Raw genomic sequence first — 14,369 nt, 5'->3', positions numbered from 1 at the left:
CCTCACGCGTACACGCGCACGCGCATGTGTGCATATTCAAGTTAACAGAGTTTTTGCCATGCCCCGCACAGCACCGCCTGCAACCCCGACCGCCGCCCAGGGCCGCCGCATCCAGACCCGGCGCTCGGGTGTGCACGGCAAGGGCGTTTTTGCCGTGCAGGATATTGCAGAGGGCGAAGTCCTTGTCGAATACACGGGCGAAGTGATCGGCTGGCAGGAGGCGCAGGACCGACACCCGCACGACCCCCTGCAGCCCAACCACACGTTCTACTTCCATGTGGATGAAGACCACGTGATCGACGCAAAGTTCGGCGGCAACTCCTCGCGCTGGATCAACCACAGTTGCAACCCCAACTGCTACGCCGACGAGCAAGGCAAGCGCATCTTCATCACGGCGCTGCGCAACATCAAGGCCGGCGAAGAGCTGAACTACGACTACGGCCTGATCATCGAAGAGCGCTACACCCCGAAGCTCAAGGCCGAATACCCCTGCTGGTGCGGCAGCCCCAACTGCCGGGGCACGCTGCTGGCGCCCAAGCGTGGCTGGGCACCGCCGGTGCCGCTGCCCCCGTCCAAGCCGTCTTCCACCAAGGCCAAGAAGGCCGCCAAGGCTCCCCAGAAGGCCAAGCCGCGAGGCCGCAGCCAGTGAGCGCCACATCCCCGATCCGCTGGCCCGCCGAGGCCATCTGGGAGGCGGTGTCACCGCTGCTGCCGGGCTTCACCGTCGAGGTGCTGCCCACCATCGACTCCACCAATACCGATCTGATGCGCCGTGCGCGCAACGGGCAGTGCGAGCCCACCCTGCTGGTGGCCGAGCAGCAGACCGCCGGACGCGGGCGGCTGGGGCGGGTATGGCAAAGCGATGTGGGGTCTTCTCTGATGATGTCGCTGGGTCTGCCGCTGGCGCCCCAGGATTGGTCCGGCCTGTCGCTGGCGGTGGGGGTGAGCGTGGCCGAAAGCCTGCAGCCCACGCTGCCGCCGCTGGGTGCCAACCAGCCTGCGCGTGTGGGGCTCAAGTGGCCCAATGACCTCTGGCTGGGCGGCGCTGCGGGCGACCGCAAGTTGGGTGGCATCCTGGTGGAGACCGCCAGTTTTGTCGCGCCCCAGGCGGCAACTGCACACGCTCAGGCCAGCACTGCGCGCTATGTGGTGGTGGGCATCGGTATCAACGTGCAGCCCCGCAGCCCCGAGGGCATGAGCATGCCGCCCGGTAGCCTGCAGGATGTGGAGCCGGGCCTGGACGCGCCCACCGCGCTGCTGCGCATCGTGCCGCCGCTGGTGGCCATGCTGCAGTCGTTTGCGGGCTATGGGTTTGCGCCCATGCAGCCCCGCTTTGCAGCCCGCGACGTGCTGCAGGGCCGCGCCGTGACGCTGAGCGACGGCCACACGGGCACCGCGCATGGCGTGGGCGACGATGGGGCGCTGCTGGTGCACACGGCGGGCGGTATGCAGGCCATCACCAGTTCCGAGATCAGCGTCCGGCCGGCGGCAGTGCCACCGGTGTGAGACAGCTTCCCTTCCCGATGCGACAAGTGTCCTTGAAAGGCTGCACCCCATGCTTCGTCTTGCCGTGATCGCGCTGCTGCTGGCCAACGCGGGGTACTACGCGTGGTCGCAAGGGCTGTTGAGGCCGTTGGGCTACGCGCCGCAAGAGCAGTCCGAGCCCCAGCGCATGAACCAGCAGATCAGGCCCGAGACGCTGCAGATCCTGAAGGTCAACCCCAGCAAGACCTCCTCCGCGGCGCCCTCCACGACCCCCACCCCCCCATCCCTGGCCACCGCCGCCAACGACTCCCCCCCCTCTTCTCCCTCCCCCTCTGCCCCCGCAGACACTGCCGAGTGTCTGCAGGCCGGGGTGTTTGACGACCGCCAGGCTGAGGCGCTGCGTACGGCCGCCGCTGGCTTGCCCCAGGGCAGCTGGGTGCTGGAGCCCACCCCCGTGCCGGGCCGCTGGATGGTCTACATGGGGCGGTTTGACGATGCCGAAACGCTGGACCGCAAGCGCGCCGAGCTGCGCGCCCGCAAGGTGGACCACGACCGCGCCGGCGGCACGCTGGAGCTGGGCCTGTCGCTCGGCCGCTTTGCCTCGAAGGAGGCGGCCGAGCGCGAGCTGACCAACCTGGGCAACAAGGGCGTGCGCACGGCCCGCGTGATCCAGGAGCGCGCCGAATCCTCCGGCTTTACGCTGCGCCTGCCCGCCGTGAACGACGCGCTGCGCGCGCAACTGGATGTGCTGCGCACGGCCATGGCGGGCAAGACGCTGCGTACCTGCGCCTGAAGCGCCTGGGGTGGGTATGCAGGTTCTGTGGCGCGCCGGCCTTGCGGTCTGCCCTGTCAGCTGCCAGCCACCACGTCCCGCGCTGCAAAACGCACGCTGAAGCGCGCGCCCGGCGGGTTCTGGCCGGGGCGCGCGTCCTCGAGCATGACTTCGGCATCGTGCTTGCTGGCAATCTCCAGCACGATGGGCAGGCCCAGGCCGGAGCCATCGGCCTCGCTGCCCAGGGCGCGGTAGAACGGCTGGAACACCAGCTCGCGCTCGGCCTCGGGCACGCCAGGGCCCGAGTCTTCGACCTGCAGCAGCAGCACATGGCCGAAGGTGTCGGCCAGCACGCGGGCGGTGACCACGCCGGGCTTGTCGGGCGTGGAGGGGGTGTAGTTGATGGCGTTGTCCACCAGGTTGCGCACCAGCTCCTTGAGCAGCGTGGGGTTGCCGTCGATCAGCACGCCCGGAGATCCCGGCTCGGCGCCGTCGTAGCCCAGGTCGATGTGCTTGTCGAGCGCGCGGGGCACCGAGTCGCGCACCACCTCGATCACCAAGCGCGCCAGGTCGCAGGGCTGGCGGGCAATGCCCACGCCGCTGCCTTCGGCCCGCGCCAGTGCCAGCAGCTGGTTGACGGTGTGCGTGGCGCGGATGCTGGAGCGGCCGATCTGCTGCAGCGAGCGCTTGAGTTCCTCGGTGCTGGTGCCTTCGCGCTGGGCCAGGTCGGCCTGCATGCGCAGGCCCGCCAGTGGGGTCTTGAGCTGGTGGGCGGCATCGGCCAGAAAGCGTTTTTGGGTGGCCAGCGAATCGTTCAGGCGCGTGAGCAAGTCGTTCACGGACGACACCAGCGGCGCGACTTCGAGTGGCACAGTGCGGTCGTCCAGCGGCGAGAGGTCGTCGGGGTTGCGCGCGCGGATGCGCTGCTCCAGCTGGTTGAGTGGCTGGATGCCCCGCGCGAGCGCCAGCCACACCAGCAGCACGGCCAGCGGCAGGATGACGAACTGCGGCAGCATCACGCCCTTGATGATTTCGGTGGCCAGCACGCTGCGCTTTTCGCGCGTCTCGGCCACCTGGACCAGCGCCACTGGCGTGTCCTTGAGCGGCAGGCGCACCCAGATGTAGGCCACGCGGATGTCGATACCGCGCATCTCCGCATCGCGCAGCCGCACCTCGCCGGACATGGGCACCTCGTCGCTGGGGGGCTCGGGCAGTTCGCGCTCGCCCGAGAGGAACTCGCCGCCCGGGCCGATGACCTGGTAGTACACGATGTCGGAGTCGTCGGCGCGCAGGATCTCGCTGGCGGGCTGGGGCAGGTTGAACTGGGCCTTGTCGCCCACCACGCTCACGAGCTGCGCGAGCGCGTGGGCGTTGTATTCCAGCGCGCGGTCAAACGGCTTGTTGGCCAGGCCTTGCGCCACCAGCCAGGTCAGCGCCAGGCTCACGGGCCACAGCAGCAGCAGTGGCGTGAGCATCCAGTCGAGGATTTCGCCGAACAGGGAGCGCTGCTCGCGCTGGAAGATCTTCACAGCGCCCGCCGTGGCAGTTTAGAAGCCAAAACACCAGATAGCGCTAGATTCATATGCACGAGCAGCTATCGTTTTGATAGTTAACTGGGGATCTTCTCAAGGCAGTAGCCCAGGCCGCGCACGGTGGCGATGCGGATGGGCCCGCCCTCGATCTTCTTGCGCAGGCGGTGGATGTAGACCTCGATGGCGTTGTTGCTCACCTCTTCGCCCCACTCGCACAGACGCTCCACCAGCTGCTCCTTGCTCACCAGTCGGCCGGCGCGCTGCAGCAGCACCTCCAGCAGGCCCAGCTCGCGGGCGGACAGTTCGATCATCTTGCCGTCGATGGTGGCCACGCGGCCGGCCTGGTCGTACACCAGCGGGCCGTGCTTGATGGCGCTGCTGGTGCCGCCCATGCCCCGGCGCGTGAGGGCGCGCACGCGGGCTTCCAGCTCCTGCAGGCTGAAGGGTTTGGCCATGTAGTCGTCGGCACCAAAGTCCAGGCCCTTCACGCGCTCTTCCACGCTGTCGGCGGCGGTGAGGATGAGCACTGGCAGGGCCGAGCCCCGGCCGCGCAGCTTTTTCAGCACCTCCAGCCCATGCATCTTGGGCAGGCCCAGGTCCAGGATGAGCAGGTCGAACTCGTTGTTGGTCATGAGCGCCGCGTCGGCCTCGCTGCCGCTGGCGACATGGTCCACCACGGCGCCCGAGGCACGCAGCGTGCGCAGCAGGCCATCGGCCAGCACCTGGTCGTCTTCGGCAATGAGGATGCGCATGCGGGTGTCTCCTGGTGGGTGGCAGCGGTCTGGCGCCGCGCCTGTGCGCCGATTTTAGGCGGCGCCGCGCGTCGCTGCGCCGAGAAAACGACGCCCGTTGCGCGCGCAGCGCCCAGGCCCGGGGCTGTCAGCGCGGGTCGTGTGCCAGCAGCTTGTGCACCAAGGCTTGCAGGTCGGCCTGCAGGCGGGCCATGCCCTCGGGGTGCTGGGCGAGCGTGGTCTCGTCCATGTACAGCTTGCGGTTGATCTCGACCTGGATGCTGTGGCGGTGTTGTGCGGGGTTGCCGTAGCGGCGCACCAGCTCCACGCCCTTGTAGGGGTGGTTGTATTCCACGCTGTAGCCGCACGCGCGCAGGTGCTCGCAGATCAGCGCCGACAGCGGCGGGCTGGCCGTGGTGCCGTCCCGGTCGCCCACCACAAAGTCGGCATGCTCCAGCCCCGGAAACTCGGTGGCAAAGCGCCCGGCCACGGCGGGCATGGAGTGGCAGTTGAGGTGGATGCTGTAGCCATGGCGCGCATGGGCGGCGTCAATGGCCTGGGCCACGGCGGCGTGGTACGGGCGCCAGCAGCGGTCGATGCGCGCGCGCACCTCGGCCACCGTGAGCGGGCGCTGGTAGATGGGCTCGCCCTGGTCGGTGAACTTCCAGATCAGCCCCTTGCCCAGGCGCACCTTGCTGAGCACCTTGGGGTCGGTGGAGATGGGGTCGGGCCAGTCCCCGTCGAGCAGGCTGGTGTCCAGCTCGGTGGTGTCGCGGTTGGCGTCCAGGTAGATGCGGGGGAAATGGGCCTCGACCCAGGCCACGCCGAGCGCGGGGGCAAAGGCGTAGATCTTCTCGACGTGCGTGTCTTCGGCCCGGCGCAGCGTAGCCAGGTCGAGGGCGGAGCCAAAGTCGTCGGGGTACCGGGTGCCGCTGTGGGGAGAGTCGAGCACCAGCGGGGTGCTGCCGGGCACCGCAGTGACAGTGGCGGTGGCGGGTTGAGTGGCAAGCCCCGGGGAGCCGGTGACGCCGGGTTGGGCTTGCTGGAAGCGGTGGTGGATCAGTTTCAAAGCTGCATGCATAGGCAGAGTGTGCGCAAAGGAGGGCGGCTGGCCTAGCCGCCCAGACCGGGATGTGACTATGGTTATCCCTGAGACCTTGAGCAGGCCCGGGAAGCAGGCTGGCCTGCGTCGTCTCACCATCCCAGCTGTGGCCGTCCCCGGGCCCAGGGCCCGGGGGGAATCAGGTCAGTCGAGCACCACCTTGGCGTAGGCCGCCACGCGTTTCATCTTGTCGATCTCGCTGGCGATCTGGGCCGTGAACTCCTTGGATATGGTGCCCGAGGGGTAGAGGCCCTGGCCTGCCAGTCGCTCGCGCACAGCGGGCTCCTTCAGGGCCTGGGCGACGGCTTGCTGGATGCGGTCTGCCGCCGCCGGGGGCGTGCCCGCAGGGGCCACCAGGCCAAACCATGAAGGCTCGTTGGCCTGCTTGTAGCCCAGCTCGGCGTAGGTGGGCACATCGGGCAGCACGTCCAGGCGTTCGGGCCACGACACCGCCAGCGCCTTGAGCTTGCCCGATTTGACGTGCGGGAGCGACGAAGCCACCTGGTCGAAGTACACCGCCACCTGGCCCGCGAGCACGTCGTTGATGGCCGGGCCTGCACCACGGTAGGGGATGTGCACCATGGAGGTGCCCGTGCTGCTCTTGAACAGCTCGCCCCACATGTGGCCGATGGTGCCGTTGCCGGGGGTGGCGTAGGACACCTTGCCGGGGTTGGCCTTGAGGTATTTCACCAGCTCCGCAAAGTCCTTGACGGGCACCACGGCCGGGTTGATCACGATGACGCCCGGGGCCTTGACGATCTCGGTCACGCCGATGAAGTCCTTGGTCGGGTGGTAGGGCAGCTTGGTGTACACGGCGGGGTTCACGCCATGGGTGGACAGCGTGGCCACGCCCAGGGTGAGGCCGTCTGCCGGCGCGCGGGCGACTTCGGCCATGCCGATGGAGCCGCCTGCGCCGCCCCGGTTTTCCAGCACCACGGGCTGCTTGAGGATGCGCGCCAGCGACTCTTGCAGGCTACGGGCCGTGATGTCCGTGGCGCCCCCGGGCGGGAACGGCACGATGATGCGCAGGGGCTTGCCCTCTTGCGCCAAAGACATTCCGGGAGCGAAAGATACGGCGGCCAGCGCTGAGAGCAGATGACGGCGTTGCATGGGCATTTCTCCTGTGAGTTGCATTGAGGTTAAAGGATTCAATGCGCTCCACCAAGCAATGGATATGCCTGATAACATTCCTGTTTGGAATGATTTGATTACTTACTATGTCATCCCTTCGCCGCCTTTCTCCACCCCTTCACCTGCTGCGGGCGTTTTCCACGGTGACGCGGTTCGGCGGGGTGTCCCGCGCGGCCGAGGCCTTGCACCTCACCCAAAGTGCGGTCAGCAAGCAGATCAAGGAACTGGAGACCTGGGTGGGCGTGCCGCTGTTCGAGCGCAGCCGCAAGCGCCTGGCGCTGACCCCAGCCGGCGAGCGCTACGAAAAGGCGGTGCGTGGCGTGCTGGCGCAGCTGGAGGCGGCCACGCTGGAGCTGATCACCAGCGACGACGGCGGCGGTGCGCTGCACCTGTCCAGCCTGCCCACGTTTGCGGCCAAGTGGCTCATCCCGCGCCTGCCGCAGTTCCAGCAGCAGCACCCGCAAATCACGCTGCACTTTGTGCCCTATGTGCACAGCTACGACTTCACCCGGCCCGAGCTGGACTGCGCCATCCTGTTCGGCGACGGCCACTGGCCCGGCGCGCACGCCCACCACATCACGGGCAACGAGGTGGCGCTGATCGCCCCCCGCGCCAAGGTGGCCGACTGGCCCATCCATACTCCGCGCGATGTGGCCCGCTACACCCTGCTGCGCCATGTGACCGTGCCGGAAGGCTGGCTGCGCTGGAGCGAGACGCACGGGGTGGAGGGCCTCATCGACCCGCTGGCAGGGCCGCAGTTCGACCAGTTCCAGACCATGATCCGTGCCGTGATGGCGGGCATGGGCCTGGCGCTGGTGCCGCGCTGCTTGGTGCAGGACGAAATCACGGCGGGCCTGGTGCGCGAGCCCCTGCCCGATGCCGACCTGCGCGGCGGCTACCGGAGCGATGTGGGCTACTGGTTCTGTTACCCCGAAGGCCGCACGCAGCTGCACGCGCTGCAGTGCTTCAAGGAATGGTTGCTGGCGTGCGCCGAGCCGGTGGGGGCTCAGGCACCCGTGTCGCCACCCGCGTAGGCTTCCAGCCCGATCGCCACCACGGTGGCTACGTCATGGCCCACCTCGGCGCGGAACTCCGCCTCGGCCTGCGCCACCGCATCGCGGAACGCTTGCAGCCACGCCAAGCCGGTGGGCGTGAAGCACACGCGGCGCGCCCGCGCGTCCAACAGGTCTGCCTGCCGTGTGACCAGCCCCCAGGCCTCGCACTGGTCCACCAGGTTGGCCATGGCCTGCTTGGTCATGCCCGCGCGCTGGGCCAGGTCGGTCAGCCGGTCGCCCTGCAAGGCCAGGTGGCGCGTGATGTGCACATGGGCGGCCGTCACCTGGTCGCGCGCCGCCAGGTTGGACAGGGCCAGCGGCACCTCCACGTTGCGCGCCATGAGCTGCAGCACCCGCGCGTCGAAGCGGCGCAATGCACTGCCCATCAGGCGGCCCAGGTGGGTTTGGCGCCAGCGGTCATCCGCTCCCGGGACGGATGTGGCGGCAGGAGAAAAATCGGCCATGCGATATTGTCAGGCAAACTGACTAAAAATCGCTTTATCTGCATTTCATTGCTCGCATAAACTACTGTTCAAGCATCCAGACTGTGATTAACCGCAGAGCGATGCAAGCATCCAACCTGTTGTTTTTCAAGGAGTTTCTCATGGACGTCGCAGTCAAAGGCACCAACCCCGCATTGCCCGTGAACACCGAAAAGGCCAAGGCCCTGGCCGCTGCGCTCGCCCAGATCGAGAAGCAGTTTGGCAAGGGCACGATCATGCGCCTGGGTGAAGGCGAGGTGATCGAGGACATCCAGGTGGTCTCCACTGGCTCCCTGGGCCTGGACATTGCCCTGGGCGTGGGCGGCCTGCCGCGCGGCCGCGTGGTCGAGATCTACGGACCGGAGTCGTCGGGCAAGACCACGCTCACGCTGCAGGTGGTGGCCGAGATGCAAAAGCAGGGCGGCACCTGCGCGTTTGTCGATGCCGAGCACGCCCTCGACGTGCAATACGCCCAGAAGCTGGGCGTGCAGCTGTCCGACCTGCTGATCAGCCAGCCCGACACGGGTGAACAAGCCCTGGAAATCGTGGACAGCCTGGTGCGCTCGGGCGCCGTGGACCTGATCATCGTGGACTCGGTGGCAGCCCTCACACCCAAGGCCGAAATCGAAGGCGAGATGGGCGATGCCCTGCCCGGCCTGCAGGCCCGCCTGATGAGCCAGGCGCTGCGCAAGCTGACCGCCACGATCAAGAAGACCAACTGCATGGTCATCTTCATCAACCAGATCCGCATGAAGATCGGCGTGATGTTCGGCTCGCCCGAAACGACCACCGGCGGTAATGCGCTGAAGTTCTACGCTTCCGTGCGCCTGGATATCCGCCGCACCGGCACCATCAAGAAGGGCGACGAAGCCATCGGCAACGAAACCAAGGTCAAGGTGGTCAAAAACAAGGTGAGCCCGCCTTTCAAGACGGCCGAGTTCGACATCCTGTTCGGCGAAGGCATCAGCCGCGAAGGCGAGATCATCGACATGGGCGTGACGGCCAAGATCGTGGAAAAGAGCGGTGCCTGGTACGCCTACAACGGCGAGAAGATTGGCCAGGGCCGTGACAACGCCCGCGAGTTTTTGCGTGAAAACCCCGACCTGGCCCGCGAGATCGAGAACAAGGTGCGCGAAGGGCTGGGCATTGCGCTGTTGCCTGGCGCACTGCAGGCTCCAGCAGCGGCTACCGACGAGTGATTTCCGGTTTTTGAAGCCAAATAGCCTGCAGGCGCACATTCCATATGCGCCTGTAGCTATTGAAAATATAGCGTTTGGTCAGCCATGGGATTCACTGCGCTCTCGCTCAAAGGCCGTGCACTGCGGCTGCTGAGCCAGCGCGAACATTCGCGGGCTGAGCTGCGGCGCAAGCTCAGCCCCCATGTGCAAGAGGGCGAAGACCTGGACGCCGTGCTGGACGACCTGCAGGCCCGGGACTTCATCAGCGAGGCGCGGGTCGTGGAGTCGGTGCTGAACCGGCGCGCCGGCCGCCTGGGTGCATCGCGCATCCGGCAGGAGTTGCAATCCAAGGGGTTGGGCGCCGAGGCCGTGCAGCAGGCCGTGGCCCAACTGCAGGGCAGCGAACTGGAGCGTGCCCGCGAGGTGTGGCGCCGCAAGTTTGGCGAGCCCGCAAGCGACCCCCAAACCCGCGCCAAGCAGATGCGGTTTCTGCTGGTGCGGGGGTTCTCAGGCGACGTGGCGCGGCGCGCCGTACAGGGCGCCGGTGATTCCGACGAGGGGTGAGCGCACTGCTGACCTGCGGGGCCTTTTCCTCATCTTCTCAAGGGCTCGGGTGTGCTTACACACCCAGCATCAATTGCAGGTTCTGCACGGCGGCGCCGCTGGCGCCTTTGCCCAGGTTGTCCAGGCGCGCAATGACCACGGCTTGCCGGTACTGCTCGTTGGCAAACACGCGCAGCTCCAGCTTGTTGGTGTCGGTCAGCGTGTCGGCCGCCAGCTTCAAATCATCGGTGGGCGGCAGCACACTCACCCACTGCTCGGGCGTGTTGGTGCGGCTGTAGTGGCTGGCCAGCACGTCGTGCAGGTCGCTGGCCTTGGGGGCGCCGGGCAGCAGGTCCAGGTGCAGCGGCAATTGCACCAGCATGCCCTGGCGGAAGTTGCCCACGGCAGGGATGAACACCGGGCGGCGTGTGAGCCCGGTGTAGCGCAGGATCTCAGGGATGTGCTTGTGCGACAGGCCCAGTGCATAGGCCTCATACGGCGCGGCGGTGCCTGCCTCGTAGGCTTCGATCATGGTGCGTCCGCCGCCGGAGTAGCCCGACACCGAGGGCAGGCTCAAGGGGTAGTCCGCAGGTATCAGGCCCGCATCGACCAGCGGGCGCAGTATGGCAATGGCCCCGGTGGCATAGCAGCCGGGGTTGGACACGCGGCTGGCTTCGCGCACTGCCTGTGCCTGCGATGCTGCGAGTTCTGGAAACCCGTACACCCAGCCATCGGTCGTGCGGTGGGCGGTGCTGGCATCGATTACCTTGACCTTGCGGCCCGAGGTGCGCTCGATCTCGTCCACCATCGCCACGGTGTCGCGTGCGGCATCGTCGTGCAGGCAGAGGATGACAAGGTCCACGCCTGCGATCAGGTCGCGCTTGGCGGCTGGGTCTTTGCGCAACCCGGGCGCAATGCTGACCAGCTCGATCTGCGGCATGGCCTGCAGGCGCTCGCGGATCTGCAGGCCCGTGGTACCGGCTTCGCCATCAATAAAGACTTTGGACATGGAGGTGCTCCTGCAAAAAGGCGGCAGCGTCTGCCGGGTGGAAATGGGAGTGGGAAGGCCGTGAGGCCAGCCCGGGGTGTCAGTCAGGCACAAGGATGGTGCGTTGCAGCATGATACAGTCGCGGGTTGCCATGTCCCAAGCCCGCGGCCAGACATCTGTTCATGGTAAACGGGTAACTACCACCCTTCCCTGAGAGAGACCTCATGAAGATTCACGAATACCAAGGCAAGGAAATCTTGCGCAATTTTGGTGTGCCCGTTCCGCGCGGCATCCCTGCATTCACGGTGCAAGAAGCCGTGGAAGCTGCTCAAAAACTCGGCGGCCCCGTGTGGGTGGTCAAGGCCCAAATCCACGCCGGTGGCCGTGGCAAGGGTGGCGGCGTGAAGGTTGCCAAGACCATTGACGACGTGAAGGCACGCGCCAGCGACATCCTGGGCATGCAGCTGGTTACGCACCAGACCGGCCCAGAAGGCCAGAAGGTCCGCCGCCTGTACATTGAAGACGGCGCCGACATCAAGAACGAACTGTATGTGTCGCTGGTGACCGACCGCGCTACCCAGAAGGTAGCCCTGATCGCTTCGAGCGAAGGCGGCATGGACATCGAGGAAGTGGCCCACTCCACGCCCGAGAAGATCATCACCGAGATGATCGACCCCATCGCTGGCATCACCGAAGCACAGTCCCGCAAGGTGGCCGCTGCCATCGGCCTGACTGGCGCGTCCATCGACCAAGCCGTAGACATCTTCGCCAAGATCTACAAGTGCTACATGGAAACCGACGCGTCGCTGGTGGAAATCAACCCGCTGAACTGCGACTCCAAGGGCAACCTGATGGCTCTGGACGCGAAGTTCAACTTTGACGCCAACGCGCTGTTCCGCCACCCCGAAATCGTGGCCTTCCGCGATCTGGACGAAGAAGACCCTGCCGAAGTCGAAGCCTCCAAGTTCGACCTGGCCTACATTAGCCTCGATGGCAACATCGGCTGCCTGGTGAACGGCGCTGGCCTGGCCATGGCCACCATGGACACGATCAAGCTGTTCGGCGGCGAGCCAGCCAACTTCCTGGACGTGGGCGGCGGTGCCACCCCCGAGAAGGTCACCGAAGCCTTCAAGATCATGCTGAAGAACCCCAAGGTCGAAGGCATTCTGGTCAACATCTTCGGCGGCATCATGAAGTGCGACACCATCGCCACCGGCGTGATCACCGCTTGCAAGGCTGTGAACCTGAACGTGCCGCTGGTCGTGCGCATGAAGGGCACGAACGAAGAGCTGGGCAAGAAGATGCTGGCCGAGTCCGGCCTGCCCATCATCGCTGCAGACACCATGGCCGAAGCTGCGACCAAGATCGTTGCTGCCGTCAAGTAAGCCCGGAGAACACACATGTCGATCTACATCAACAAAGACACCAAGGTCATCACCCAGGGCATCACGGGCAAGACGGGCCAGTTCCACACTGAAAAGTGCCAGGAATACGCGAACGGCAAGAACTGCTTTGTCGCAGGCGTGAACCCCAAGAAGGCTGGCGAGTCGATCTTCAACATCCCGATTTACGCCTCCGTCAAGGAAGCAGCACAGCAGACCGGCGCCACCGTGTCGGTGATCTACGTGCCGCCCGCAGGCGCTGCGGATGCGATCTGGGAAGCTGTCGAAGCCGACCTGGACTTGGCGATCTGCATTACCGAAGGCATTCCCGTCAAGGACATGCTGATGGTGCGCAACAAGATGAAGGCCAAGGAAGCGGCTGGCGGCAAGAAGACCCTGCTGCTGGGCCCCAACTGCCCCGGCCTGATCACGCCTGACGAAATCAAGATCGGCATCATGCCCGGTCACATCCACCGCAAGGGCCGCATCGGCGTGGTGTCCCGCTCGGGCACGCTGACGTACGAAGCTGTGGCCATGCTGACCGAAGTGGGTCTGGGCCAGTCGAGCGCCGTGGGCATTGGTGGCGACCCCATCAATGGCTTGAAGCACATCGACGTGATGAAGGCTTTCAACGACGATCCAGATACCGACGCCGTGATCATGATCGGTGAAATCGGTGGTCCTGACGAAGCCGAAGCAGCCCAATGGTGCAAGGCCAACATGAAGAAGCCTATCGTGGGCTTCATCGCTGGCGTGACGGCCCCTCCCGGCAAGCGCATGGGCCATGCTGGCGCGCTGATCTCTGGCGGCGCCGATACGGCCGATGCCAAGTTGGCCATCATGGAAGAGTCGGGCTTCATCATCACCCGCAACCCTTCGGAACTGGGCAAGCTGCTCAAGGCCCAGCTGAAGTAAGTGGGCTGGCGCCGTCCCGTTCGTAAGCACAATTACGGACGCGGCGCACGGCGCAGACCGCTAGACTGGCGGCTCCTACAAAAGAGAAGCGCTCGGAACCCCGGTTCCGGGCGCTTCTTGCATTCATAACAGTGGAGTCAGTCATGGAGTTTCTGCAAAGCGCCGATTTTTGGATCGGCCTGGTGAAGATCGTCTGGATCAACATCATCCTGTCGGGTGACAACGCGGTGGTGATCGCGCTGGCCGCCCGGTCCCTTCCTCCCCATCAGCAAAAGAAAGCCGTCTTCTGGGGCTCGGGCGCTGCCGTGGTCTTGCGGATCTTGCTGACCGTTGTGGCGGCCAAGCTGCTGGAACTGTCGTTCCTGCAGATCGTGGGGGGGTGCCTGCTCCTGTGGATCGGCTTTCAGCTGCTCAGCGACGACGAGGAAGATGAGGGCGAATCCAAGACCTATGGCAGCCTGATGGCCGCCGTGCGCACCATCCTGATTGCCGATCTGGTGATGAGCCTGGACAACGTGATCGCGGTGGCCGCTGCTGCGCAAGGCAATGTGATCCTGTTGGTGCTGGGCCTGGCCATCAGTATTCCCTTGGTGATCTTTGGCAGCACGCTCATGATCAAGCTCATGGAGCGATTCCCTGTCATCGTGGTGTTGGGTGCCGCACTGATTGGCTGGGTGGGTGGCGAAACCATCGCCAGCGATGCCATCTTGCACGACTATGCCGTGGCGCATCCCGCGCTGCACTATGTGGCTGCTGCGCTCGGCGCTGCGCTGGTGGTGGGTGTGGGCAAGTTCTGGCGCAAGGGATCGCGCAGCGCGTCGACCAATTGATGGTCGCGGCGGGAGGCTCGTACGAAGGTCCGGTCCTTCTTGCGGGTCCATGGGTGACAAAAATGACATTGCGGTGGCGCCCTGTCTCGCATCGCATGACAAGAACGACACGCCACTCCACCGCAATCGCCCATTCGCTGCCAATCACCGCCATTCTGCGGCCTCGAAGTGCTTGGCCAGCATGGGCGCAGATATTGCTTTGAACCATTCAATACTGAGTGGAACAACAGCAAGTGGGACGA

Annotated in this window: 15 protein-coding genes; 9 read left to right on the top strand and 6 right to left on the bottom strand. The window is 65.7% G+C overall.

From position 1 onward, the window contains the following. Positions 1-58: 58 nt before the first annotated feature. The 3 genes from ASD94_RS14290 to ASD94_RS14280 are packed head-to-tail and all read left to right on the top strand — an operon-like array spanning position 59 to position 2,278. Positions 59-649 (top strand): SET domain-containing protein, encoded by a 591-nt coding sequence (locus ASD94_RS14290; protein ID WP_056644003.1) that lies wholly within the window; start codon positions 59-61, stop codon positions 647-649. Next, complete coding sequence (locus ASD94_RS14285; RefSeq protein WP_056644001.1) at positions 646-1,506, top strand: biotin--[acetyl-CoA-carboxylase] ligase; 861 nt, start codon at positions 646-648, stop codon at positions 1,504-1,506. The genes ASD94_RS14290 and ASD94_RS14285 overlap by 4 nt, the downstream gene beginning before the upstream one ends. 49 nt (positions 1,507-1,555) lie before the next feature. After that, complete coding sequence (locus tag ASD94_RS14280) at positions 1,556-2,278, top strand: SPOR domain-containing protein (protein ID WP_056643999.1); 723 nt, start codon at positions 1,556-1,558, stop codon at positions 2,276-2,278. A gap of 56 nt (positions 2,279-2,334) precedes the next feature. On the opposite strand, the gene ASD94_RS14275 is transcribed toward ASD94_RS14280, so the two are convergent. The 4 genes from ASD94_RS14275 to ASD94_RS14260 form a co-directional block, all read right to left on the bottom strand. Further along, entirely contained in the window at positions 2,335-3,786 is a 1,452-nt protein-coding gene (locus ASD94_RS14275; RefSeq protein WP_056643997.1) for a sensor histidine kinase, read from the bottom strand. Positions 3,787-3,866: 80 nt separating this feature from the next. Further along, entirely contained in the window at positions 3,867-4,541 is a 675-nt protein-coding gene (locus ASD94_RS14270; RefSeq protein WP_015016303.1) for a response regulator transcription factor, read from the bottom strand. 127 nt (positions 4,542-4,668) lie between these two features. After that, complete coding sequence (locus tag ASD94_RS14265; RefSeq protein ID WP_056643995.1) at positions 4,669-5,601, bottom strand: N-formylglutamate amidohydrolase; 933 nt, start codon at positions 5,599-5,601, stop codon at positions 4,669-4,671. A gap of 165 nt (positions 5,602-5,766) precedes the next feature. Further along, entirely contained in the window at positions 5,767-6,732 is a 966-nt protein-coding gene (locus ASD94_RS14260; RefSeq protein WP_056644171.1) for a tripartite tricarboxylate transporter substrate binding protein BugE, read from the bottom strand. Positions 6,733-6,839: 107 nt separating this feature from the next. Here ASD94_RS14260 and ASD94_RS14255 point away from each other — a divergent pair, with 107 nt between their 5' ends. Next, a complete protein-coding gene (locus tag ASD94_RS14255; RefSeq protein WP_056643993.1) occupies positions 6,840-7,787 on the top strand; it encodes a LysR substrate-binding domain-containing protein in 948 nt (315 codons plus the stop codon). Here ASD94_RS14255 and ASD94_RS14250 read toward each other — a convergent pair. Continuing rightward, positions 7,760-8,272: a MarR family winged helix-turn-helix transcriptional regulator gene (locus ASD94_RS14250; RefSeq protein ID WP_056643991.1), complete on the bottom strand. Its 513-nt coding sequence runs from the start codon at positions 8,270-8,272 to the stop codon at positions 7,760-7,762. The genes ASD94_RS14255 and ASD94_RS14250 overlap by 28 nt on opposite strands. A 140-nt stretch (positions 8,273-8,412) precedes the next feature. Between ASD94_RS14250 and recA the strand changes: the two genes are divergently transcribed. Both recA and recX read left to right on the top strand, forming a co-directional pair. Then, complete coding sequence (recA, locus tag ASD94_RS14245; protein ID WP_056644169.1) at positions 8,413-9,489, top strand: recombinase RecA; 1,077 nt, start codon at positions 8,413-8,415, stop codon at positions 9,487-9,489. Between the two features lie 84 nt (positions 9,490-9,573). After that, positions 9,574-10,032: a recombination regulator RecX gene (recX, locus tag ASD94_RS14240; RefSeq protein WP_056643989.1), complete on the top strand. Its 459-nt coding sequence runs from the start codon at positions 9,574-9,576 to the stop codon at positions 10,030-10,032. 55 nt (positions 10,033-10,087) lie between these two features. Here recX and argC read toward each other — a convergent pair whose 3' ends face one another. Further along, the gene (gene argC, locus ASD94_RS14235) at positions 10,088-11,020 is read right to left on the bottom strand and encodes an N-acetyl-gamma-glutamyl-phosphate reductase (RefSeq protein ID WP_056643987.1); all 933 of its coding nucleotides are present in this window, start codon (positions 11,018-11,020) and stop codon (positions 10,088-10,090) included. Positions 11,021-11,224: 204 nt separating this feature from the next. Between argC and sucC the strand changes: the two genes are divergently transcribed. From sucC to ASD94_RS14220, 3 genes are all read left to right on the top strand, one after another. Next, entirely contained in the window at positions 11,225-12,385 is a 1,161-nt protein-coding gene (sucC, locus tag ASD94_RS14230) for an ADP-forming succinate--CoA ligase subunit beta (RefSeq protein ID WP_056643985.1), read from the top strand. 15 nt (positions 12,386-12,400) lie between these two features. Next, entirely contained in the window at positions 12,401-13,297 is an 897-nt protein-coding gene (gene sucD / locus ASD94_RS14225) for a succinate--CoA ligase subunit alpha (protein ID WP_056643983.1), read from the top strand. A 143-nt stretch (positions 13,298-13,440) separates the two neighbouring features. Beyond that, on the top strand, positions 13,441-14,127 hold the full coding sequence (locus tag ASD94_RS14220) for a TerC family protein (RefSeq protein WP_056643982.1): 687 nt from the start codon (positions 13,441-13,443) through the stop codon (positions 14,125-14,127). Positions 14,128-14,369: the final 242 nt, after the last annotated feature.

It is taken from the genome of Acidovorax sp. Root70, assembly GCF_001428225.1.
Taxonomy (GTDB): domain Bacteria; phylum Pseudomonadota; class Gammaproteobacteria; order Burkholderiales; family Burkholderiaceae_C; genus Acidovorax.
The sequence above is the reverse complement of the archived record's forward strand: the minus strand, read 5'-3'. Positions and strand labels throughout refer to the sequence as shown.